The 21,925-nt window shown below is 67.3% G+C and carries 20 protein-coding genes and 1 pseudogene; 6 read left to right on the forward strand and 15 right to left on the reverse strand.

Features of this window, described 5'->3' with window-relative positions; genetic code table 11:
• Nucleotides 1–30: 30 nt before the first annotated feature.
• From OG617_RS00125 to OG617_RS00185, 13 genes and pseudogenes are all read right to left on the reverse strand, one after another.
• A complete protein-coding gene (locus OG617_RS00125; protein ID WP_405097576.1) occupies nt 31–1,368 on the reverse strand; it encodes an amidase in 1,338 nt (445 codons plus the stop codon).
• 204 nt (nt 1,369–1,572) lie between these two features.
• Entirely contained in the window at nt 1,573–3,051 is a 1,479-nt protein-coding gene (locus tag OG617_RS00130) for an ABC transporter substrate-binding protein (protein WP_405097578.1), read from the reverse strand.
• A gap of 81 nt (nt 3,052–3,132) precedes the next feature.
• Nucleotides 3,133–4,041, reverse strand: a complete 909-nt coding sequence (locus OG617_RS00135; RefSeq protein ID WP_405097580.1) for an ABC transporter permease — start codon at nt 4,039–4,041, stop codon at nt 3,133–3,135.
• Nucleotides 4,038–4,955 carry an ABC transporter permease gene (locus tag OG617_RS00140; protein ID WP_405097582.1) on the reverse strand — a complete coding sequence of 306 codons (918 nt, stop codon included), beginning with the start codon at nt 4,953–4,955 and terminating at the stop codon, nt 4,038–4,040. The genes OG617_RS00135 and OG617_RS00140 overlap by 4 nt, the downstream gene beginning before the upstream one ends.
• Nucleotides 4,956–4,983: 28 nt before the next feature.
• Nucleotides 4,984–6,018 carry a dipeptidase gene (locus OG617_RS00145; protein ID WP_405097584.1) on the reverse strand — a complete coding sequence of 345 codons (1,035 nt, stop codon included), beginning with the start codon at nt 6,016–6,018 and terminating at the stop codon, nt 4,984–4,986.
• Nucleotides 6,019–6,031: 13 nt separating this feature from the next.
• Nucleotides 6,032–7,090 carry an ABC transporter ATP-binding protein gene (locus OG617_RS00150; RefSeq protein WP_405097586.1) on the reverse strand — a complete coding sequence of 353 codons (1,059 nt, stop codon included), beginning with the start codon at nt 7,088–7,090 and terminating at the stop codon, nt 6,032–6,034.
• Nucleotides 7,087–8,127 (reverse strand): ABC transporter ATP-binding protein, encoded by a 1,041-nt coding sequence (locus OG617_RS00155; RefSeq protein WP_405097588.1) that lies wholly within the window; start codon nt 8,125–8,127, stop codon nt 7,087–7,089. Before OG617_RS00155 ends, OG617_RS00150 begins: the two co-directional genes overlap by 4 nt.
• Nucleotides 8,120–9,133 carry a succinylglutamate desuccinylase/aspartoacylase family protein gene (locus OG617_RS00160; RefSeq protein WP_405097590.1) on the reverse strand — a complete coding sequence of 338 codons (1,014 nt, stop codon included), beginning with the start codon at nt 9,131–9,133 and terminating at the stop codon, nt 8,120–8,122. Before OG617_RS00160 ends, OG617_RS00155 begins: the two co-directional genes overlap by 8 nt.
• On the reverse strand, nt 9,133–9,978 hold the full coding sequence (locus OG617_RS00165; protein ID WP_405097592.1) for a tetratricopeptide repeat protein: 846 nt from the start codon (nt 9,976–9,978) through the stop codon (nt 9,133–9,135). Before OG617_RS00165 ends, OG617_RS00160 begins: the two co-directional genes overlap by 1 nt.
• Nucleotides 9,979–10,050: 72 nt before the next feature.
• On the reverse strand, nt 10,051–11,526 hold the full coding sequence (locus OG617_RS00170) for an ABC transporter substrate-binding protein (RefSeq protein ID WP_405097594.1): 1,476 nt from the start codon (nt 11,524–11,526) through the stop codon (nt 10,051–10,053).
• Nucleotides 11,523–12,596 carry a GntR family transcriptional regulator gene (locus OG617_RS00175; protein WP_405097596.1) on the reverse strand — a complete coding sequence of 358 codons (1,074 nt, stop codon included), beginning with the start codon at nt 12,594–12,596 and terminating at the stop codon, nt 11,523–11,525. Before OG617_RS00175 ends, OG617_RS00170 begins: the two co-directional genes overlap by 4 nt.
• Before the next feature lie 349 nt (nt 12,597–12,945).
• Nucleotides 12,946–13,228, reverse strand: a pseudogene (locus tag OG617_RS00180) (IS5/IS1182 family transposase); the annotation flags it as partial.
• On the reverse strand, nt 13,224–13,784 hold the full coding sequence (locus OG617_RS00185; RefSeq protein ID WP_405097598.1) for a hypothetical protein: 561 nt from the start codon (nt 13,782–13,784) through the stop codon (nt 13,224–13,226). The pseudogene OG617_RS00180 and the gene OG617_RS00185, both read right to left, overlap by 5 nt.
• Nucleotides 13,785–13,968: 184 nt before the next feature.
• Here OG617_RS00185 and OG617_RS00190 point away from each other — a divergent pair, with 184 nt between their 5' ends.
• Together OG617_RS00190 and OG617_RS00195 are read left to right on the forward strand one after the other, a co-directional pair.
• Complete coding sequence (locus OG617_RS00190; RefSeq protein ID WP_405097600.1) at nt 13,969–14,487, forward strand: MarR family winged helix-turn-helix transcriptional regulator; 519 nt, start codon at nt 13,969–13,971, stop codon at nt 14,485–14,487.
• Between the two features lie 807 nt (nt 14,488–15,294).
• A complete protein-coding gene (locus tag OG617_RS00195) occupies nt 15,295–16,161 on the forward strand; it encodes an NmrA family NAD(P)-binding protein (RefSeq protein ID WP_405097602.1) in 867 nt (288 codons plus the stop codon).
• On the opposite strand, the gene OG617_RS00200 is transcribed toward OG617_RS00195, so the two are convergent.
• Nucleotides 16,132–16,473 carry a hypothetical protein gene (locus tag OG617_RS00200; protein WP_405097604.1) on the reverse strand — a complete coding sequence of 114 codons (342 nt, stop codon included), beginning with the start codon at nt 16,471–16,473 and terminating at the stop codon, nt 16,132–16,134. The two genes, OG617_RS00195 and OG617_RS00200, sit on opposite strands and share 30 nt — an antisense overlap.
• Here OG617_RS00200 and OG617_RS00205 point away from each other — a divergent pair.
• Together OG617_RS00205 and OG617_RS00210 are read left to right on the forward strand one after the other, a co-directional pair.
• Nucleotides 16,457–17,833: a phosphatase PAP2 family protein gene (locus OG617_RS00205; protein WP_405097606.1), complete on the forward strand. Its 1,377-nt coding sequence runs from the start codon at nt 16,457–16,459 to the stop codon at nt 17,831–17,833. The genes OG617_RS00200 and OG617_RS00205 overlap by 17 nt on opposite strands.
• 1,019 nt (nt 17,834–18,852) lie before the next feature.
• Complete coding sequence (locus tag OG617_RS00210) at nt 18,853–19,566, forward strand: hypothetical protein (protein ID WP_405097608.1); 714 nt, start codon at nt 18,853–18,855, stop codon at nt 19,564–19,566.
• Nucleotides 19,567–19,717: 151 nt separating this feature from the next.
• Here the strand turns inward: OG617_RS00210 and OG617_RS00215 are convergent, their stop codons facing one another.
• A complete protein-coding gene (locus tag OG617_RS00215) occupies nt 19,718–20,215 on the reverse strand; it encodes a MarR family winged helix-turn-helix transcriptional regulator (RefSeq protein WP_405097610.1) in 498 nt (165 codons plus the stop codon).
• A 194-nt stretch (nt 20,216–20,409) separates the two neighbouring features.
• Between OG617_RS00215 and OG617_RS00220 the strand changes: the two genes are divergently transcribed.
• Complete coding sequence (locus OG617_RS00220; RefSeq protein WP_405097612.1) at nt 20,410–20,568, forward strand: hypothetical protein; 159 nt, start codon at nt 20,410–20,412, stop codon at nt 20,566–20,568.
• 123 nt (nt 20,569–20,691) lie between these two features.
• A complete protein-coding gene (locus OG617_RS00225) occupies nt 20,692–21,876 on the forward strand; it encodes an FAD-dependent monooxygenase (protein WP_405097614.1) in 1,185 nt (394 codons plus the stop codon).
• Nucleotides 21,877–21,925 lie beyond the last annotated feature (49 nt).

A 21,925-nucleotide genomic window follows, 5' to 3' on the forward strand; every position in this document is an offset into this window, starting at 1 on the left:
CTGCCCAAGCGAGATTTGGGCAGAGCGCTGTCAGCCCACGCAGGGCGTGGGACGGAGCTGATGGTGGCTGGTGTGTTGCTGGTAGTGGGAGGCGATGGCGAGCAGCAGCCGATCGCTGTGACGCGGTCCGACAAGGTGCAGCGACACCGGCAGGCCATCGTCATCCAGGCCGCACGGCACGGCCACGCCGGGAAGTCCAGCCAGGTTCGCCGCGGCCAGGAGCCGGTCCGCGACGGACGCCGAACCTCGCGGCCGACGCGGCTCGTCACGCAACTGCGGCTGATCCGACATACTCACGCCCACCACCAGGTCCACCTCGCGAAACACGTTTGCGAACTGTTCCCGAGCCAGCCTTTGGACGTCGAGCGCCTCTGCATATGCCGCCGCCGGAATGCCGCGGGCGGCGCGCAGGCGCGCGAGCTGACCAGCGTCGGCCAGCTCAACGTCCGGACTCCAGATGAGGGAGCTCAACGACTGGTGCGCGTCGGCGGTGACGATCAGCTCTATCGCCCCCGCGTAGCCGAGTTCTCGAGAGATCTCCACCGACCGGACTTCGCCGACGAGCGCCTCCAGTTCGTCGAGACCACGGCGGGCGGTGGCCCGCATGGGGTCGGCGACCTGGTCCAGTTCGTTGGGCGAGATCCCCACGACGAGTCGGTCAAATGCCGGTCGTTGCGCGGGAACCGTTGGCTCGGGGCGAGCGTCCTCGTCGATCCCGTCCGGACCGATCATCGCCGCGGCGACGAGGGCGCAGTCGGCCGCCGTTTGGGCCAGCACACCAACCTTGTCGAGCCTTGCCGACAGGGTCATCATGCCGGTACGGGGAATCAGGCCCCACGTCGGTCGGTAGCCGGTGACTCCACAAAAGGCCGCGGGCTGGACGACTGAGCCGCCCGTCTCCGACCCCAGGGCATATGGCACGACGCCGAGCGCCACGGCGATGGCCGAGCCGCTGGAGGATCCGCCCGGGAAGCGGTCCGGGGCCCAGGGGTTGCGCGCCTGGCCGTGTGCGGACATGCCTGGCCGATCCAGTCCGCCGCCCCCAGCCAGAGACGATGTCACCACTTTCGCCACCAGGACGCCACCGCGCCGGCTGAGCCGGTCGACCACGGTGGCGTCCTCGTCGAGCACCCGGTCACGCAGACAGGTCGCGCCCCAACTGGTGGGCGCTCCCCGGGCAGCGATCACATCCTTCACGCCGTACGGGATGCCCAGCAACGGATCCGTGTCGCCCGAGGCTAACCGGGCATCAGCCGCGGTTGCCTCGGCCATCGCCCGGTCGGTGGCCAGTGCCGCGATGGACCCGAACTGCCGGCCGGCATGCTCCGCACGATCGAGACAGCGACCGACCAGGTCGACCGCGCGCACTCGGCCGGACCGTAGCGCCGACGCGAGCTCCGCGATCGACGGGGGCCACGTCTGGGCACGAACACTTTCCGTATGAGACATTACCGCCCTCGCCTGCTACGCGGTCGATCAACCGGACATGATGGGTAAAATGGAGGCGCTGTAACATCCATTCCCCCGAATGAAGGCTCTTGTCACCGGAGCAAGGGATGTCGGGCGGTTGTCCTACGACTTCGTGAGTGCCCTGACGTCGAGGAACTGAGAAGCACGCGGCGTGAAGCCTTCAATCTTCGCGTTCAGACCGTACGTGTCCCTTCCCTGGAACAGCGGGATGAAGGCGGGGTTCTGCTCGAACTCGTCAAGCATCGCCTTGAAGATCGTGGCGCGCTCCGCCCGGTCGGCCGAGCCCAGTTCCTGCTTGATAAGTCCGTCGATCTTCGGGTTCGTGTAGTAGGCGTACCGGAAGGTGGACTCGAACTGCTGGTACATGAAGTGGGAGTCGGGCGGGGGCAAGGACCCCGCGTAGAACATGCCCTCCAGTTCCTTGGCGACCAGCCGCTGCAGGAACGTGCCGGGTTCGAGCAGGTCCTGCTTGACGGTCAGCCCGATCGCCTCGAACTGGGTGGCCAGCGCCTGCCCGACCTCCTTGATGTTGGTGGACGAGTACTGCAGGTGGAACTCGAAGCCGTTGGGGTATCCGGCCTCGGCCAACAGCTGCTTCGCCTTCGCCGGGTCGTAGGTCACCGCCTGGCGCGTCTCGTCGTGCCCGAAGTAGGCGTCCGAGGTGATCTGCCCCTTGAGCGGGAATCCGTGACCGTCCAGGGGCCCCTGCAGCAGCGCATTGGTGTCGACCGCGTACCGCAGTGCCTGGCGAACCTTCGGGTTCTGCAACGGCCCCGGCTTGATGGTGTTGAACGTGGCGTAGTAGATGCGGTTGGACGGCCGGGTCGCCAACTTCAGGGAATCGGATCCCTCGACCTGCTTGACCGAACCACGCGGCACGTCGACGACGATGTCGACCTCGCCGCTCTGCAACGCGGCCACCTGCGCCGCGGGATCGGGAATGATGCGGAACTCGAGCACGTCGAACCCGACCTTGCCGTTCCAGTACTCGGGGTTTCGGTCGAATGTGATCTTGACACCCTTGGTCCACGCCTTGAACTTGTATGGACCGGTACCGATGGGAGCGGCGGCGAACTCCTTCTCTCCCACCGTCTCGAAGTGCTTCTTCGGGTACTGGAAGCTCCCCATGGCGAGACTGGCGAGCACCAGGTCGGACGGGCTCGCCGTCTTGACATCCACGGTGCTCTCGTCAACCACCTGAATACTGGCGATCGCATTGGTGAACGACTTGTACGCGTTGGCTTTGAGCATCGTTTCCAGGCTGAACTTCGCGCTCTCCGCGTTGAACGCCTCGCCGTTGGTGAACGTCACCCCGGTGCGCAGCTTTATCCGCAGCGTCAATGGGTCGACCTGCTCCCACGATGTGGCGAGGCGAGGCTCGAACTTCGTGCCATCGGCGGAAAACTCGATCAGCTTCTCGTTGACCTGCTCGCTGATGTTGATCTCGAGTTGGGAGGTCGACGAGTTGGCGAACAGACTTCGGGTGTCCGCCGTCTGTGCCACCACCAGCCGTGACTCCTCCGCTGATCCGCTGCCGCCGCTGGAGCAGCCGGTCAGCGCGAGCGCCGCCGCGGCCACCACCGCGATTCCGTACCGCATGTTTCGTCTCATTCCGACCTTCCTGTTTGGCTGAACTCCTTGGCTATGCATCCGACGATTCATTTAGCTTTCCCTTCCTTCCGGATCCAATACGTCACGTAGCTCGTCGCCGAGTAGACTGAACGCGAGAACGGCCAGCGCGATGAAGAGCCCCGGCAGGGCAGACGCCCACCACTGCCCGTACAGGAACTGCCGCCCGTCGGCGATCATCGCCCCCCAGCTGGGATTGGGCGGCTGCACCCCGAGTCCCAGGAACGACAGCGCTGATTCCACGAGCACGAGCTGCGCCAGCTCGAACGTGACCAGCACGACGAGAACGGACGCGAGATTGGGCAGCAGATGCCTGACCATAATCTTGGTGTGGGTGAGTCCGCTGGCCCGAGCCGCTTCGACGAACTCCCGTTCCTTCAAGGCCAGCGTCGAGGTGTACACGACCCGGGCGTACGGGGCCCACGCCGTGATTCCCAGAATCAGTATCAGGTTCAGAACACTGGCGCCGAACGCGGCGACGACGGCGATGAGCAGCACCATCACCGGGAACGCCAGCTGGACGTCCGCCAGGCGCATGACCAGCGAGCCGTACCAGCCCTGGAAATAGGCGGCCGTGAGACCGAGTGTCACGCCTACCAGCAGACCGATGAGCGCGGCGGCGATCACGATCCCCAGGGTGTATCGGGCGCCGGCGACGAGCATGCTCAGGATGTCCCGGCCAAGCAGATCCGTCCCCAGCAGGTGGTCGCTCTTGCCACCATCGAGGAAGATTGGCGGCTGGAACGTCAGTCGCTGGTCGCCGCCGGTCGGGCTGTGGGGCAACCACGATACCGGCGTGAGCGCGAAGAGCAGGAGGACGCCGATAATCGCACCGCTGAAAGCTGCCGGTCGCCGGCGAAGCAGTTGCTTGACCACCCGCAGTCGGTGCCCGCCGCCCGCCTTGGTGACGTCTATCGGCCCAAGCATCGGTTGCCCGCTCATCGGAGCCGGATCCGCGGATCGATGCGAGCGCTGATCAGATCAACGCCCAGATTGACCAGAACGAACGCCGCCGACGCGAAGACGACGATCGCCTGCACCACCGGGTAGTCCCGGGTCGAGATGGAGTCCACCAGCAACCGGCCCAGGCCCGGCCAGGAGAACAGGGTCTCGGTCACCACTGCACCGCTAAGTGCCGCGCCGAGCTGCATACCCACAATCGTCACCACCGGAATCAGCGAATTGCGCAGCATGTGTGTGAGAAGTACCCGATGCTCGGGCGTTCCCTTGGCCCGCGCCGTACGGACATAGTCCTGCCGTAGGACATCGAGCAGCGATCCCCGACTCACCCGCATGATGAGCGGCATCAGTGCCGCGGCAAGCGTGATGCTGGGCAGGATGAAGCTTTTCGGCGACTCGTTTCCTGTGGTGGGCAGGACGCCCAGCCACACGCCGAACACGATGATGAGCAGTAGGCCGAGATAGAACGACGGCAGGGCCTGCCCGGTCAGCGCGAACGTTCGTCCGATCTTGTCCGCCCACGTGCCACGCCGAAGCCCGGCGACCAGACCAAGCGGCAGACCGAGCAGGACTGCGATCGCCATCGCCATAGCCGTGAGTTCCAGCGTCGCCGGTAGCCGGTCCGCGATCAGCGACGTGACCGAGTCGCCGTACCGGATCGAGTTCCCGAGATCTCCGGTGACCGCGTTGCCGAGAAACCGGAAATACTGAACCGGCAAGGGCTGGTCCAGTCCGTTGAGCTCACGGAACGCGTCGATCTCCGCCGGCTCGGCGTTGGGCGGCAGCATTGTGGCGACCGGGTCGCCGGTCATGCGGACCAGAATGAACGCCAGCAGGGTAATGCCGAGAAGGGTGGGTAGCGTTTGAACTAAACGCCGCCCGATGAGCTGAAGCATGGAGCCTCCTGGGAATGCGACGCTGAAGCTAGGCGCGCCAGACCTGGTCGAAGACCCGAAGGAAGTTCAACCCCAGAATCTTCTGCACGTCACCCGAGTCCAGTCCGCTGTCAAGCAGCGCACCGGTCACGTTGGGAAAGTGGGCGCCGCGGCTGAGGTCGCGGACCCGACGGTCGTCCCACTCGAACTCCTTGACCGGTTCCAGTTCGGGGTTGCGCGCGATGTCCCCCGCGTGCTTCTCCGGCGTGTTGGTCTCGTCGAAGTCCAGCCCGATGCCCACATGGTCCATGCCTAGAAGATCAATCAGGTAGTGGACGTGGCGGACGAATTCGGTCAGGCCCGGCCGCACGCCGAATGCGGTCTTGTTGAAGGCCGACAACGCGGTGACGCCGACCACGCCACCCGTCGCCGCGACCGCCCTGAGGGTCTCGTCATCCTTGGCGCGGATGTGCGGGGTCACCGCGTTCGGATGGGCGTGGGTGAGAACGACCGGCTGGTCAGACTGATCGATCGCGTCCAACGACGTCGGCTTGCTGCAGTGGGATAGGTCGATCACGATGCCGAACGCGTTCAGCTCCTTGACCAGCGAGCGTCCGAACCCGCTCAGGCCGGCCGGGTTCGTCTCGCCGCAGCCATCGCCGACCCAGTTGCGCTTCTGGTAGGTGAGTTGGAGAACCCGCAGCCCGAGGTCCCAGAAGGTCCCCACCAGCGACAGATCGGTACCCAGGAAGAGGGAGTCCTGTGGACCGAGGATGGCCGCCCCCCGGCCGGACGCCTTGGCTTCGTGAATGTCGTTCGTGGAGGTGCACAGTCGAATCCGGTCGGGGTTCTTGTCCAGCCACCGCCGAAACGAGTTGATCTGCCGCAGGGCCTCGGTAAGCCCCACCCCCGGCATGGTGACCGTGTGGTTGGTGGCGGTGACGCCACCCGGGTCCACCCGCTCGAAGTGTGCGTCCGATTCGATGATCACAGCGCTACCGTCGATGACTAGCGAATCGGCGTGCAGTTGGACCGCTTCCGGGCTCGGCACGTACGGCTCGACCTGGTTCAGGGTTGTGGGCATGCGATCGTGCCTTTCATCGGGGGTTGATACCGGATCGGGCCGTGTCAGCGGTGAGCGGGAAATGGCAGGCGGCGGCTTGGCCGTCGCCCACGCCGGTGAGCGCTGGCCGGGTCGTCCGGCATACGTCGGGTTGGTCTAGGGCCTGGAACTTCCAGCACCGGGTGTGAAAGACACAGCCGGCGGGAGGGTTTTCCGGGCTGGGCAAATCACCCTTGAGTAACACCCGGTTCCTGGCCCGTTCTATCGTCGGGTCGGGAACCGGAACCGATGACAGCAACGCCGAGGTGTACGGGTGAGCCGGCTGCGCATAGAGGCTCTGCCGGTCGCCGATCTCCACGATGTTGCCGAGGTACATCACCGCGATCCGCGCCGAGATGCGGCGCACCACGGCGAGATCGTGCGAGATGAAGAGAAGCGTGAGCGAGAGTTCGTCGCGCAGACCCACGAGCAGATTGAGTATCTGGGCCTGGATCGAAACGTCCAGGGCTGAGATCGGTTCGTCGCAGACGATGAACTCGGGTTCCGCGGCGAGAGCCCGCGCAATGGCTACTCGCTGACACTGCCCACCCGAGAATTCGTGCGGGTACCGATGGGCCATCCCGGCGTCGAGTCCCACCTGAGCCAGAAGTTCGGCCACCCGCGTCTCGACCTCGCGCCCGGACCGCAGGCCGAAGGCGCGAATGGGTTCGGCGATGGTCGCTCCAACGGTCATCCTCGGATTCAGCGATCCGGTCGGATCCTGGAAGACGATCTGCATGCGACGGCGCAGGCTACGCATCTGGCGCGACGAACCGCTCGAAATGGTGTGTCCGTCGAAGACCACCGAACCGCCTGCGAGCTCCCGCAGGCCGATCATCGCCCGCCCCAAGGTGCTCTTGCCGCAGCCGGACTCGCCGACGAGTCCGAGCGTCTCGCCGCGCGCGATCCGCAGGTCGACACCATCGACCGCCTTGATGAGAAGACGCTTGTCGCCCTGTTGGACGCGCGCGCGAAACTGGACCCGAACGTCGCGAACGTCCACCAGCGAGGTCGCGGGCTCCGCCGATGGTGAGGACATCTGCTCCGTAGTCATGCGACCCATCCCTGCACGTCGGTGCCAAAGCAACGGGCCCACCGCTCGGGCCCCCGCGTGGTCAGCCCTGGCTCGCCGCGCAGGCACACATCCCGGGCGTGGTCGCAGCGAGGCGCGAACCCACATCCGGTCCGCCGCAGCGCCAGGTTCGGCGGCTGACCCTTGATCGGCGAGAACGGGCTGTCGACGTCGTCATCGATACGCGGTAGACAGGACAGCAGTCCCTGGGTGTACGGCATTCGGGGCCTAGCGAACAGCTCGACAATGGGCGCGGACTCAACGAGCTGTCCGGCATACATCACGTTGACCCGTTCGCAGATCCCGGCGGCGACGCCGAGGTCGTGCGTGATGAGCAGTACGGCGGTGCCGATCTCCGCTGACAGCGTCCGCAACAGGTCCAGAATCTGCGCCTGGACCGTGACGTCCAGGGCCGTGGTCGGCTCGTCCGCTATGAGCAGCCGCGGCTCGCAGGCCAGGGCGATCGCGATCATGACTCGTTGGCGCATGCCGCCGGAGAACTGATGCGGGTAGTCGTCCAGACGACTGCGGGCTTGCGGGATACCAACCCGACCCAGCAGGTCTGCGGCGCGCCGCCTGGCTTCCGCTCGGGTGACGCCGAGGTGCGTGCGCATCGGCTCGGCGATCTGGAAGCCGATGGGGAGGGTCGGGTTCAAGCTGGTCATCGGATTCTGGAAGATGAAGCCGATGGATCGCCCGCGCACGGTGTTCAGGTCACGCGTTCCCAACTGGGCGAGATCGCGACCGTCGAACATGATCCGGTCTGCGGTCACCCTGCCGGCGGGCTTGGCGACGAGACCGACGATGGACAGGGCCGTCACGCTCTTGCCCGATCCGGACTCGCCGACCAGTCCCAGGGTCTCGCCGCGCCCGATGGAGAAGCTGACGTGGTCGACCGCGCGAACGACGCTGTCGCGTCGCACGAACTCGGTGCACAGATCGACCACCTCGAGAACGGGTGGCGCGGGCGACGGCCCGGCTTCGGGCCGTCGTGGCTCCGACGTGGCCTGTTCATTCATGGGTCGACCAGTGCGCACCATCAGCGTCGATCACGCCGAACGCCCAGTCGCCCGGCCTCAACAGATAGCTCACGGCGGTGTAGAGAAGCCACCCATCGCAGGGACTGGTGAGACGTTCTCTCTCCACATATGTCTGCGGGCAGACGACTGTCCCGAGCAGTTCGCCGGCGCGCACCTCGTCGCCGAGCTGTCGCCCGCTGCGCGCTGGGATGAGCAGGCCGCCGATGCGGGGGTTCACCCGGCGGGTGGTCGTGTAGGTCAACACCCGTTGCGGCAAAACGGGTTCGCCGTCCAGGATGCCCATCGCGATGGCCAGATTGCGGACCCCGCGCACGATGGTGGAGATCCAGGCCGTCGTGACCTCTTCGGAGAACCCGCCGCCACCGATCTCCACGAGAACCGTGGGAATACCAAGGGTGGCGCCGGCAAATCCCGCCAGCGAACGTGGCCCCGGAAAGGCGCCGGTGACGTTGAGGGCACCCACGACCGGATATCCGAACGCGTGGCACAGCTGTCGAGACCTCGCGTTCAACGCATCGTCGGCGAAGTCGTTGCCGTGGCAGACCGCGCCGAACGCGGAACCCCACGGCCCGAGGTGGAGGTCGACAAGAACGTCCGAGCCCGCCACGACCTCGCTGGTCAACACACTCGTGAGCTGGTTGGCGATCCAGGTGTTGCTGCCACCCCAGGCCCGGTTCATGTCGGGTTCGTCCGCGGAGACCTGGGTGACCCGGGTGCCATCCCGCAGCGCCGGCGGGTTACTGACGGGAACGATGTTCACCGTGCCGGCCAGGTCCTCCCCGATGAGGTCGCGGACCACCTCATACAGGGCGCGTACCGTGAACCATTCATCGCCGTGCTGCGGCCCGAACACCGACAGCGTCGGGCCTGGCCGGGAACCCTTGATGGTGTGCACGGCAACGGAGATTTCGCTACCGTCGCGGTCGAAGCTGACCGGCAGCCGCCGCACCTCGTGGTGGCTGGCGATCGATTTGTTCCCCGCCATCAGTTCGCCCCGGCGAGGCGTTCGAGCTCGACCTCGGCCGCGATGTAGCCGAAGGCGTCTCTGAATCCGTGCTCGAGAACCTGTTGGAAGAGCTCCCGTGCCCGGTCCGGCTGTCCGTTGTACAGGAACCAGTTGCCGACACCGTATCCCTGCGTGGCGACGCTCAGGTGACTGCCCGAGTTTCTCTCGACCAGATCCTCGGGCGTCGCCCCTCCCTTGTAGAGCTTCAGCCGCCGCAGGTAGAAGTCCTCCTTCGCGTTCACCGAGTAGTCGGCGATGCTCATCGTGGCCAGCAGGGCCTCGGCTTCGGCCAGTTGATTCGATCGACGCAGCGACATGTATCGCCAGTCGAGAATGGCGACCCGCAGATCGTCGTCAACGGCCACTTCGCTGGCCCGTTGGAACGCCTCGTCCGCTCCCCGAAAGTCACCGAGCAGGTACTTCGCCACGGCCAGGTGGTACCAGATACTTCCGTGTAGGGTGCTCTTGTACATGCCGCTTGTCGCCGCGATTGTCTCGTCGTCGACCGGGATGTGTTGATCGCGCACCTGTGAATCCCGGTCCATGATGATGTTCATGATGTCGGGTTCGATGTCCGCCTGGTAGAATTCGTGCTCGTCGGGCTGGCCCGCGATGAGTTCCCCGGCCCGTTCGAGATCCGCAACGGCGCCGTGGAAGTCGCGGATGGTGATACGGCGGTGACCGCGGTAGCGCAGCAGGCGGACGTTGTCCGGGTGCGATTCGATCGCCTCGGTGAGGATGGCGACAGATTCGGCGGGCTTGTTCAGGAAGCCCTTCAAACGCGCGCCGTAGATGTATCGGTCCACCTCAGTCAGCACAGCCATGTTGAGATCCTTTCGACTCGTTCTTGGTCGTCTTGCCTATCCATTGATAGGTCTCACGAACTGGTGCCGAGCTCACCCCGACCTGAACAGGTACGCGAACTGGGTGAACTCGTAGAAGCTGTCGAGCTCCACGTCGGTGAATCCGCGCAGGTCTGCTCGGGCCGCGAACAGGTAGTCGGGGCTCACCAGCGGAGCCATGATCGAATCGCGTTCGGCGATGTCCACTGCCCGTCGGTATAACGTCTTCGCCACCGTACGACTCGGCTCGGCCGCGGCCGCTGCCAGGAGACGGTCGAACTCGAGGTCGGAGTATCCCTGGCGGTTGTACTCGCCGCCGGACATGTACCGGCTCGCCAGGTTCTCGAACGGATCGGTTCCGCCACTCCAGCCGACCACGATCGCGTCGAAGTCGGTCCCGGATAGTCCGTGTTGGTCCAGCGCGAGGTACTGCGACCAGGTGATCGGGACGAGAGTCGCGTCAACGCCAGCGGCGAGCAGCTGATCGCGAATCAGTTCGCTGGCACGAATCCGGAACGACTCCACCTCGAGGTAGGCCATCCGAAGGGCGAGCGGCACCTTGCCCCGGCGCCATTTTCCCGCGTCGTCGCGCCGCCAGCCCGCGCTCTCAAGGAGAGCGAAGGCCATGCCGGGTCCTGACTCCGCTGGCGGTGCCGGCGCGGCCCACGACGTCGGTGGCACCGGGGTGAACTGGGCATGCCCGAATCCACCCAAAGCCTCTCTGACGATCTCGTCCCGATCGATCATTGCGGACAGCGCCCGGCGTACCCTGCTATCGGCGAGTACCGGTCGGTCGAGGTTGAACAACAACGATCGCCACACTCGAGTGCGCAACCGGTGCACGCGAACCCCGTTCGCCGCCGTAAGGCGCGCGATGTGCTGCGCCTTGACCTGAGCGAGATCGAGCCTCCCGGTCGCGACACCATCGGCCCGTTCGGCGTCGTCGGCGACGTGCACCAACTCCAGACGCTCGAACTCCGCGACGCCCAGGTGAAAGGCGTCATGACGAACGAAGGAACACCCGCCCACCGTGCGCTCGTTCACCCGGTATGGTCCGGTACCTACCGGTTCCCGATCAAGTACGCCGGGCTCGTAACGGCCATCCGGGAACCGGTGACTCGGCAGCACACACAGGCGACTCAGAGCGTGCAATGTTGATGGTGCCGGAGCGGACAGAACGAGTTCCACGACGCCTTCGCTATCTATTTCGACGCTTCGAACGTCTCGCAGCCGGGCGCGAACCTGTCCTTCGTAAGCCGGGTCCGAAGCCACGCGCAGCGTGAAGGCGATGTCTTCGGCCCGCAGCTGTTGTCCGTCGTGCCAGTAGACGTCCCGGCGCGGCCGGAAGGTGAACCTGCTGGCATCGGGCGCCGAGTGGTAAGCCTCGACCAGGTCCGGCCTCAGCTCGCCCCGTGGATCAGCGGCGAACAGACGGGAGAACACGAGCGAACTCGCCTCGTTCCACGCGGCCCGCATGGGGTCGAGACTGTCGAAGGCGAGCGTCGCCCCGTACGCCAGGGTGGGGCTCATGGCTGCTCCATCTTCGCCGAGGTGGGCGCGCTCTGAGCCTGCGCCGCCCGCAGGTACTCCCGCAGTTCTTCGATCGACTCGGTGCGCAGTGTCATGGTCATGGCGATGGTCGGAAGCGACCCCGCGCATCGCTGGACCAGCTCCGTCAGGTCCGTGGTGTGCACGACGACCGTCGCCTTGCGACACTGTTCCCGCACCGTGGCCTCGGAGAGATCGTCTCCGGCGAGGTCCAGTTGCTCGCGGAGGCCATGCTCCTGCAGTATCCCGAGGGCTATTGACCGCGACAGCGGCTTGGACAGCAGCAACACCCGGGCGCCCGGCTCGATACTGAGCAACTGATCAGTGACCCTGCGGGACAGTTCGGACATCATCACCATCACCGAGGCGGCCCGGTCGCCCAACAAACCGCCGAGATGGCGCTTGTACACCAGTGGCGTGAGGATCAGGTCAGCCTGTTCGACCAGGTCGACGGCCTCGACGACGCCGCTCTCGAGCTGGTCGAGGTAGACCGGGTGGACGCTGACCGGCAGTTCGTCGTCGAGGGCGTTTCGCAGCTCCTCGACGTGCGTCTCGATGGACGAGCCTCTCGCCCCGATGAACGCCATGTCCATGGCCCAGCCGAGTCTCTCAGCCGCCTGAGACATTGCCCGCCGCACTTCCGGCGTACTGTAGCCAATGCGCCGCAAAGCCTTGATCGCGTTGTCGAGGATGAGGTTTCCGGCCCGCGTCATTTGTTCCTTCGCGGCCTGCTCCAGGTTCTTGATGTCGACGACCGTCGTTCCCACGCCGACCGCGCTGGCCAGCAGGCCCTCGCCCTGGAGCGCGACGTACACCCGTCCGACGGTCGCTGATGTGACGCCAATCGCGGCGGCGAGCCGGCGCGCCGACGGCAACCGGGTGCCCTCCGGCACCCGCCCGGTGGCCAGCTTGTGCCGGATCGTGTTCTGGACCTGTTCCACGGGCGGGATCGCGCTCTGCCTGTCGATGACGATCTCGTGGAGAAGGCTGTCCCAGACCGGCGGGCCGGGGGGTGCCGGTCGGTGTGGCGACAGCGGGCCGACCTCGCCCACGACGCCAGTGTCGTTCTTAGGGTTCCGCCTCGACGCCATCCCGCCTCCATCGTGAACACGTGAGGCCCGGGCGGACGCCTCGAGTGACTCAGTGTGTCAGGTTGATGAGACGATAGGTTGGGCGATGTCAACCGTCAAGAGCGTCCCTGGGGCAACGAAGGCCGGGCTGATCTCCGTCATCGACGGGGATAGTGGCGCTAGGTTGAGGAAATGCGCTCCCGCGGTTCGTCGCGGGCCTACCGCGCGTGCGGGGATTTCCACGTAAGCGACATATCCAGTCAAGCTGGTCACGCGTTGGGGGGCTCATCGGCCGATTGACTCAGTCCCTCACCGGTCGGAAGTGCGAGTGTCAACGGCCAGTCGGATCTGGCTCTGGCACGATCGCGATGCGGATCATGCTGGCGGAGTTGTCGGGTAGGGCTTCGTAGTCGCGGGCCAGCCGTCGGTGCAGCATGATCCAGCCCAGGCTGCGTTCGACGACCCGCCGGCGTTTGACCACCGAGAACCCTTTGACCTGTGGGTCTTTGGTGACGGCTTCGACGTCGAGGCCGAGGGTGGCGCCGTTCGATGGCCTTGTTCTTGAAGCCGGCGTCGACCCAGGTCTTGGCCAGGATCGGGGTGGGTGGCTTAGCGGATCCAGTCGTGGGTGTCGGCCGGGATAGCGGCCTTGGCGTAGCGCAGCCGTTCGCCTCTCTGTTTGGCGGCCCGGAACTCGGGGTCGGCGAGGAGCTTGTCGACGAGTTCGCCAGCGAGCCGGGCGCGTTCTTCGTCGCTGGGCCGGGCCGGTTCGTCGCGTTCGCGCTGGGCGGGGGACCGGCTGGACACGAACTCGTGCGCCAGCCACTCCTGGTACCAGTCGGCGTCGCTTTCCCAGAAGTGGACCAGGCCGTTAGCGGCGAACGCGACGGTGACGCAGCACGCCTGGCCCTTGCGCTTGAGCAGGTGCTCCGGCAACTCGTCGTCGCCGCTGTCGTCCTCGTCGTCGGGGTTGAACCGGGACGTCTCCAGGTAGAGCATCCCGCCGCCGAGCTGCGCGGCGAGGGTGAGGAAACCGGGTAGGTCCAGGGCCTTCGGTTCGATGACGACTTCGGGTCCGGCGTCGTGGTGCGGGGCGGCGGGGATGACGGTCAGGCTGTTGCGGGCCGCGAACTCTGCGGCGGCGTGGGCAAGCTGTGCAGGTTCAGTCACGGCCTGTGACCCTATGCAGGTGGTGTGACAATTTTCGGCCGGTATGGTGGGTGACAATTGGTTCGGGAGGGTTCGGGTTACTCGGCGGCGGGGGCGGTGGGTCGAGCAACTCGTCGCCGCACGGGTCTCCGCCGACCGGCCACAGGCAGTTGACCGGAATGTAGTTAGCTGCCATATTACTTGCATGGCAAGGGACGAGACCGACCACGAGTCACCCACGCTGGATCAGGCCCGGCGGCAGTTGGAGCACTACGGTCTCGGGGGCGACCCGCAGGCGGTGCTCGTCGCGGTGCGGCTGATCTCGGCGGGGGCGCGGCTCGGTCGGGCGGCCGAGGTGCACTTCGCGAGGTATGGGTTGTCGACCGGGCGATACCGGCTGCTCGCGGATCTGGAGGATCGCGGCGGGGAGAAGTCCCCCTCGCGCCTGGCGGCCGATCTCGGCGTCTCGCGGGCCACGGTTACCGGCCTGGTCGACGGACTGGAGCGGGAGGGTCTGGTCGCTCGGCGTCCGTCCGCGGAGGACGGGCGGGGCGCCGTGGTGGTCCTGACCGCTCGCGGTGCGCAGCGGTTGCGCGACATGGCGCCCGAGCATTTCGCTCGTCTTCAGGAAATGGTGGGCGAGCTCACCGTCGACGAGCGCGCAGTGTTTCTGGATCTGCTATTGCGGGTCGTTCGCGGAATCGGTGCCCTGACCGCGGAGTAGTCCGCCCGGCCGAATGTCCCTGCGTATCGATCCGAAGAACCGATCCGATCCGAATCGCGAGCCACAGCCGCCCGCCAGTGTGGGCTGTTGCCATTTTATAGCCAATAGTTAGCCGCCTAATCATAATCGGGAAGTTGGTCTCTCTTATGTCCGGACTCACCCCGTCGATCCCATGCGAAAGCGGAACAGAGGTCACCGTGTCCCGAGGAAAAGACACCGCCGCTGGCCGTCGCGCCGCTCGACCCTTCACCCTGTGGCGTGAGGTGCTGGTCGCCTACCTCGCCCCGCCCTGATGGCCGGCGCTGGCGGAGTCGCCGGTGGGCAGGCCGAACTGACGGTGGCGGCCTGTACGTCCATCGCCGGCACCTCGGCCGTGGTGGCGCTGCTGATCGGCACCCCTGGCTGCAACGCCGCAAGGGGCCGCGCCCGTGGACCACGGCCCTACCGCGCGTCGTCCTAGCCGCGCTGCTCGCCGTCGGCGCGGCCGCGATCGTCGGCCTCGTCGGGTGGTTCGCCCCCCGATGGCTGCCCGCGTACACCGGCGTGCTCGACACCCCGTGGCTCACCCGGCTGCGGCTCGATCTGCCGATATCCGCGGCCCTCGCCGCGAGCATCGTGAGCTGGCGTTGGCGCGGGGCCCAGCGAGCACAGCCACGGCCGCCGTAGCCCGCACCGCCTGTACTCCCCGTACCCCCTACCGCCCGTACCCCCGTATTACCCGCACCGCCCGCGCCGGGAGCAGACCCGGCGGCCGCACACACATCGACACCCCCCTCGGTTGCCCCGGGGAAGACCGAAAGGCACACGATGATCGTCATCATAGGAACGTCCGGAACCACCGGCGGCGCGTTGCTGCGCAGCCTCGCCGCGTCGGGCGTGCCGAGCAGGGCGCTGACCCGCGACCCGGACCGGCTGCGGGCCCACCTCGGCGACGCGGCCGGCGACCTGGTCGAGGTCGTGCCCGCCGACGCCGCGGACACCGCCTCGCTGCGCGCCGCGTTCAAGGGCGCCCGGCAACTCTTCCTCGCCATGGCCAACAGCCCGGCGCAGGTCGAGCTCGAAACGCGGGTCGTCGACACGGCCGCCGACAGCGGCATCGAGCACATCGTCAAGATCTCCGATCCGGCCGCCGAAGCGGATTCCCCCGTCGCCATCTCCCGCGGCCACCACGCCGTCGAGGAACACCTGCGCGCGTCCGGCCTCACCCACACCGTGCTCCGCCCCTACGCGTTCATGCAGAACCTGCTGCTCCTGGCTCCGGCCGTGGCCGCGCAGGGGGTCGTCCTAGGCGCGATGCGGGACGCCCCCTGCAACTGGGTCGACTGCCGCGACATCGGTGACGTCGCCGCCGCGGCGCTGACGCGCGCCGACCTCGCGGGCGGCACCTACGTGCTCACCGGGAGCGAGGCGGTCGGCTACGGCGGACTCGCCGAAACCCTGACCCGCCTGCTCGGCCGCCCGGTCCGCTACGTGGACCTGGCCCCGCACGAACTGCGGGAAAACCTCGTCCACCACGCGCACATGCCCCCGTGGCTCGCCGAGCACGTTGTGGAGATCCAGCAACTGGCCGTGTCCCGCCCGGAGTCACCCACCGACACGGTCGCCCGCGTCCTGGGCCGCGAGCCCCGCACCCTGGACGCGTTCCTACACGAACACCTGGGCCGCTTCCGCTGATCCCGTGCCGTGCGCAAGGAACGCGCCCGCTGGGCCGTGTTTCAGAAGTGGAGATCGTCTGATCCGGCGTCGGCGGATCGTGGCGGCGGCGTCGCTGCGGGGCGGGTCGTGGAAGGCGAGCAGCCCGACGAGGGTCATCTCCCGTTCGTCGGCGGTGGAGGCCACGACGGCGTCCGGCATGGTCCGGACGGCGAGGCCGAGTACCCGATGCCCCTCGTCGCTGAGGGCGGTGAACCGCTGCAGCACGCGGTCGCGTACCTCGTCCAGCGGCACCGTGCGATCAGGGCTGGCCCCGGTGCTGGTCGTCGTCATGCAGGCTGGCTCGTACCCGGCGGTGCTCGTCGCCGCCGCGGCGGCCGTCATCCTACGGCGCACCGGCATCGCGTGGCGGCTCCTGCTGGCCGGGAACCTCGCGTACTGGCTCGCGCTCGCCGTGAAGGCCGCGGTCGCCCGGCAACGACCGGCGGCGCTGCTGACCGACGCGAATCTCCGCGACACGATCACCGGAGCGCTCGGCTACCCGTCGGGGCACGTCGCGGTCGCCACCGCCCTGTCCCTCGTCGTGGCCCGGACCGGCAGCCCCCGCTGGCGCCGCCTGGCGTGGGTGGTGATCGCCCTAGTCGCCGTCGCGCGGATCCACGTCGGCGCGCACCTGCCGGTCGACGCCGCCGGCGGGATCCTCGTCGGCTGGCTCGCCGTGTGCCTGACCAGGCTCGCCATCGGCGAGGTCGGACCGCAGCAGTCCGCCCGCGATCTACACGAGGCGCTGCGGCGACGCGGATTCGACGTGCGACGGCTGGAACCGATCCGCGGGGATGCCCGCGGCTCCCAGCCGTGGCAGGCGGTCACCACCGCCGGGCGGCGGCTGTTCGTGAAGGTGACCGGCGGGCAGCAACGCGACGCGGACTGTGCCTACAAGCTCTACCGGAAGCTGCGCTACCGGCACGTCGCCGACGCACCGCCGTACCTGAGCGCCAAGCAGCAGAGCGAACACGAGACCTACCTGACCCTGCTGGCGGCACAGGCCGGCGTCCGGGTCCCAGCCGTCGTGTCGACCGCCACCACGCCCGGCGGCAACGCCCTGCTGGTGCAGGAGTACGTCGACGCCGCAGCGCTCGACGCCGTCGTCGGGCCGGTTCCGGTCGCCGCCGTACGGGATGCCTGGGAACAGGCGGCGCTGCTGCACCGGGCAGGTATCGCGCACCGCTTGACAGGCGCCCTCGTCGCGCTGCTCGTCCTGGCGGCCGTCCTGGCCGTCCCCCGGATCTGCCGCCGCGGACGCGCGGCGGCCGGCCAGGTCATCACCGCCCTGCGCACCCTGACCCGCCAGCACCGCCTCCGGCGGCTCGTCGCCGCGTCCGTGGCGCTCACCCTCACCTACGGCCTCTGCCTCTACCTCGCCCTACTCGCCACCGGCCAGCCGGTCGACCTCACGCTCCTGCCCCCGGTGATCCTGGTCTGCGTCATCGGCGAGGGCGTCGCCTCCGCCGCTCCCACCCCCGGCGGACTCGGCGCCACCGAGGCCGCGCTCGTCTCCGGCCTGCTGCTCTACGGGGTGCAGCTGGACACCGCTGTCGCCGGCGTCCTGATCTACCGCCTCGCGACCTTCTGGATTCCGGTGCCGCCGGGCTACCTGGCCCTCCGCACCATGACCCGCCGCCGCCTGCTGTGACCGCGACTGGGCAGGACGAGAGGGTCCGTGTAGTCGTGGCATTCTCCGACCCGCAGCCGCGCATCGTGGATGGGCAACTGCTGATGCCGGAACACATCGGTCGCATGTACCAGGCGCTCGCCGGGCCGGTATGCCGGTCGCGCAACCGCCCGCACTCTGCCGCTGTTGCCCGACGGATCCGTGCTGACTGCCCGTACCATGCGATTAGTCCCGGCTGATCATCATCCGTGCCTCTGTCGCCGCCCTGCGAACCAGAACGACCTGCACACACTCCTAGCCACATCAGAACAGGCCGTAAACCCGCGCAAGTACATGATCTTGAACGGGTTCGGCACGGCGCAAATCCTAAGATCGCACGGCGCACTCAAGGGGCCTGAGCAATCCGGCGCGACCAATACCCAGCAACCACAAGCACCGGAGACCGGGCGCAGCAGGGCCGGTTCTCCCAGCCCGGCTTCTGCGAGTTGCGATCCTCGCCGGGTCCGAGGACCAGGCGCAGCGGAAACATCGAGGCTGCTTCGGACCGCAACCAGGCGTGGTTGCGATCCTCGCCCGTCCGAGGACGGACGCAGCCGACAAGGCGTTGGAGCCGATGCAAGCTGACCACCAACGCGGTCCGCCACGGCGGCGGCGAGGGTCACCTCCTGAGCAGCTAGTCCCGGCTGGATTGCGGGTCGGAGGGCGGGCCGTCGAGCTCGGCCAACAAGGTGACCAGCACATCGTCCGGCAACGGCCCCCGACCGGATCAGCCAAATGCCCGTACTCTCACGCGCCACACCGGGTTGGCCAGCAGCTTTACACGCACCGAGGGTCGACTTGCAAGAGGGACGAGCACGGTCGTGCTCCCCTCCGCCGCGTACCGGGCGGGGATGCCGCTGGTGCTCGTCGCCTCGTCGTCCGCGTGCGAGCGCACCGCTATCAACGTCAAAGGGATCGTTCAGCCACCCCTTCAGCCACGAGAACAGTCCTACGCACTAGCATTGCCGCAGTCTGGGACGGCTCTGCTGAAACGAGGCGAAATGCGTTGGCTCCAGCGGTTGCTGGGCGGCGGGCGGGTCCAACTCGATCCGGGACGGCAGCATGCGCTGCTACGGGACGTCCAGTACCGGTACGGCGCCCACGCGCAAATCCGGTTCCCCGAGCAGGTCCAGGCGATCACCGGGATGCTGAACGGCGACGACGGCTTGGTGGTGGCGGCCCGGATCGTGAGCCAGGTCGCCGACGAGGCCCACACGGACCTACAGGCCCAGGCCCACGAAATACACCGACGAACGGGCCGGCGGCTCCTGGTGCACCGCCGGAACTACCGACCGCTGTGGAAAGAGGCCGGCCCAGCCCTACGCTGGCCACTGTTCACTTTGCCGTGCGGCTTCCACCCGTACGCGCAGGTGGCCGCCGCCATCGCGGTGGTCGGCAGCCAGGCACCCCGGCTCGACCGGGTGACCAACCCGAACCCGCTTGTGACCCGCGTGTTCGAGGTGCTCGACCTCACCACCGCCGGCTGGGAGTACGGCCGAGTGCGAGTAGACACCGACGCCGCCGCCCTGGCCGATCGACTGATCTCAAGCGCCGGACAGGTCCTCGCAGCCATGGGCGACCCGCCCCGGCTGCCACCTCCGATCCGTGAGCTCATGCGCCGCAACAACACCCTCGACGTGCACGATCCGACCAACTCTCGGGCAACAGGTGGGATCAATCTGGGCGCGAAGATGCGCGAGCACCTGCTGGCCTGAAAACACCACGGCGATCGCCCAGTTGCCCAGCCGGGTGTAAACGCCCTCCAGGAGACGCTCCGCCCAGAGGGGCGCCGCCATTGCACGCGGAGCCCGGCAGGAGGCCTCTCAGGGCCGAGAGAAACGTCTGCCGGGTCGCGTTGGACGACCATCAGTCGGCAGCGAGCTCCGGGTAGCGCGCCGGGATTCTCTTCGGCGAGGGCTCCCCGGCGCCAGTGACAGGATTGAGGACCGGTTCGATCAGTTCGGTGAGCCGATGGCGCTGCTCCGGGTCCAGACGGCCGGTTGCCGGCAGCAGCGCGGCCCTGACCTCGTCGTAAAGCCGCTCGGTCAGTTCAAGTCCGGCCGCGGTGAGGAACACGTCAACGGCTCGGCGGTCCTCGGCGCTCTTGCCACGTGCGAGCAGTCCCCGGCGCTCGGCACGGTCAATCAAGCCGGACATCGTCGACTTGTCCAGGCCGAGGAATGTGGCCAACTCGGTCATCCGCGGCCTGCGATCGCGCAGCAGGCCAAAGACCCGCAGTTGCGTCAACGACAGGTCATGCTCGGCGCCGACCCGGGTGAGCACGCCCATCACCTGGAAGGCGTTGCGGACGAGGGCGTCCACGAGAGGGTCTGTGGAGACGCCAGCCGGCACATCGGTAGCCATGTCCACATGCTAATTGACATGGTTAGCAATGCCAACCAAAAGTATCGAAAGTTGGTAAGACCAACTACTCAGCGGAGGTCATCGCGCTTGCTGCCGCCGCCCCGCCGCCACCCTGATCACAACCGCCACCCCCGCTCGCGGTGACTCGGAAGGTCAGCGCCGATCGAGCGGCGGGGCATCCGCCCTTGACATTGTTGGCATTACCAACCATCATCACTCTTCGAGAGCTGCCGGAGTTGGCCGCCACGGTGGCCGGGGGCGCGATCGAGGTGCGGGCCCGGCGCATCCCACTCGCGGAGATCTCGCAAGCGTGGACCGCCGAGACAGACGAGCGCATCGTCCTGGTGCCGTAGTTCGTCTGGAGGATCGCCCACTGTGTCTGCCACGACGGGCGGTCCTCCGAGAACTGGCGTGCCAGACGCCGAACAATCCCACCTGCCCTCCGGCAGTGCGTCCGCATCACCAAGGAGTGATTCATGCAGAAGCGCGCACTGATCGTGGGATTGGGGATCGCGGGCATGGCCACGGCGATCGGGCTACGCCGAGCCGGATGGGCGCCGGTGATCATCGAGCGGGCTCCGGAGCGCCGAACCGGCGGCTATTTCATCGGCCTGCTTCCCGACGGCAGGCAGGCGGCCGATGACCTCGGCATCGCCGACTACCTGCGCACCCGCACCCCGGACAGCGGGACCGTATGGTCCCTGAAGCGCGACGGGACCCGCAAACCTGGTCTGGGCTTCCTCGACCAGCCCGGACGACCGAGCGCGGTGCTGCGCGGCGACATCGAAGCCGCGCTCTGGCACGGGATCACCGAGCCGGCGCCGGGTGAGAGCGACATCGAGGTCCGGTACGCCACCACACCTGTGGAGATCACCGAAGGCTACGACAGCGTGGAGGTACGGCTCAGCGACGCCGCCACCAGCACCCGGTACAACGAGTCCTTCGACCTCGTCATCGGCGCGGACGGGCTGCGCTCGAGCGTGCGCCAGATGGTGTTCGGCCCGCACGAGCGCTTCATGACGAACTGGAACGCGATGATCTGCGCCTTCCAGCTGCCCGAGCAGGTACCCGGCTTCGCTCCGCAGGACAGCATCATCAGCGCCCGCTCCAAGCGGGCGGCGTGGGTGTTCGCGCTGGCCGACCGGGCGCCGACGGCGCTGCTGACCTACTGCGTCAAGGACATCGACGCCGAATTCACCGATGAGCCAATCGAGCGTTTGCGCACGGTCTACCAGGGCATGGACGATCCCGCCGTGCGGTACGTCCTGGACTCCCTGCCGCAGGCCACCGACTATCTGTTCGACTCGGTGCACCAGGTGCGGATGCCGCGGTGGAGCCAGGGACGGGTGATGCTGCTCGGCGATGCGGCATGGTGCCTGAACCTCTACTCAGGTATGGGAGCCAGCGCCTCCCTCAAGGGTGGCGCTGAACTCGGCCGGGCCTTGCGAGAGAACCCCGACGACATCAACGCCGCCATGGGCGTCTGGGAAGCCCGACTACGCCCGTTCATCACCAAGCACCAGCGCACCACCCGCCTGAAGCAGCAGATGCTGGTCCCGACGAACCGCTGCTTCGCGGCGGTCCGCTCGCTCGTCGTGGACCTCGCCGCCAGGGTCCGGCGACGCTCGGTCGCCCGGGAGACCACCCAGCTGAATACCTAACCGAATCAGGCAGCACAGATCGCCGGACACAGACCGACGGGCGGTCCGT

It is taken from the genome of Micromonospora sp. NBC_01412, from assembly GCF_045040215.1.
Classification (GTDB): Bacteria; Actinomycetota; Actinomycetes; order Mycobacteriales; family Micromonosporaceae; genus Micromonospora; species Micromonospora rubida.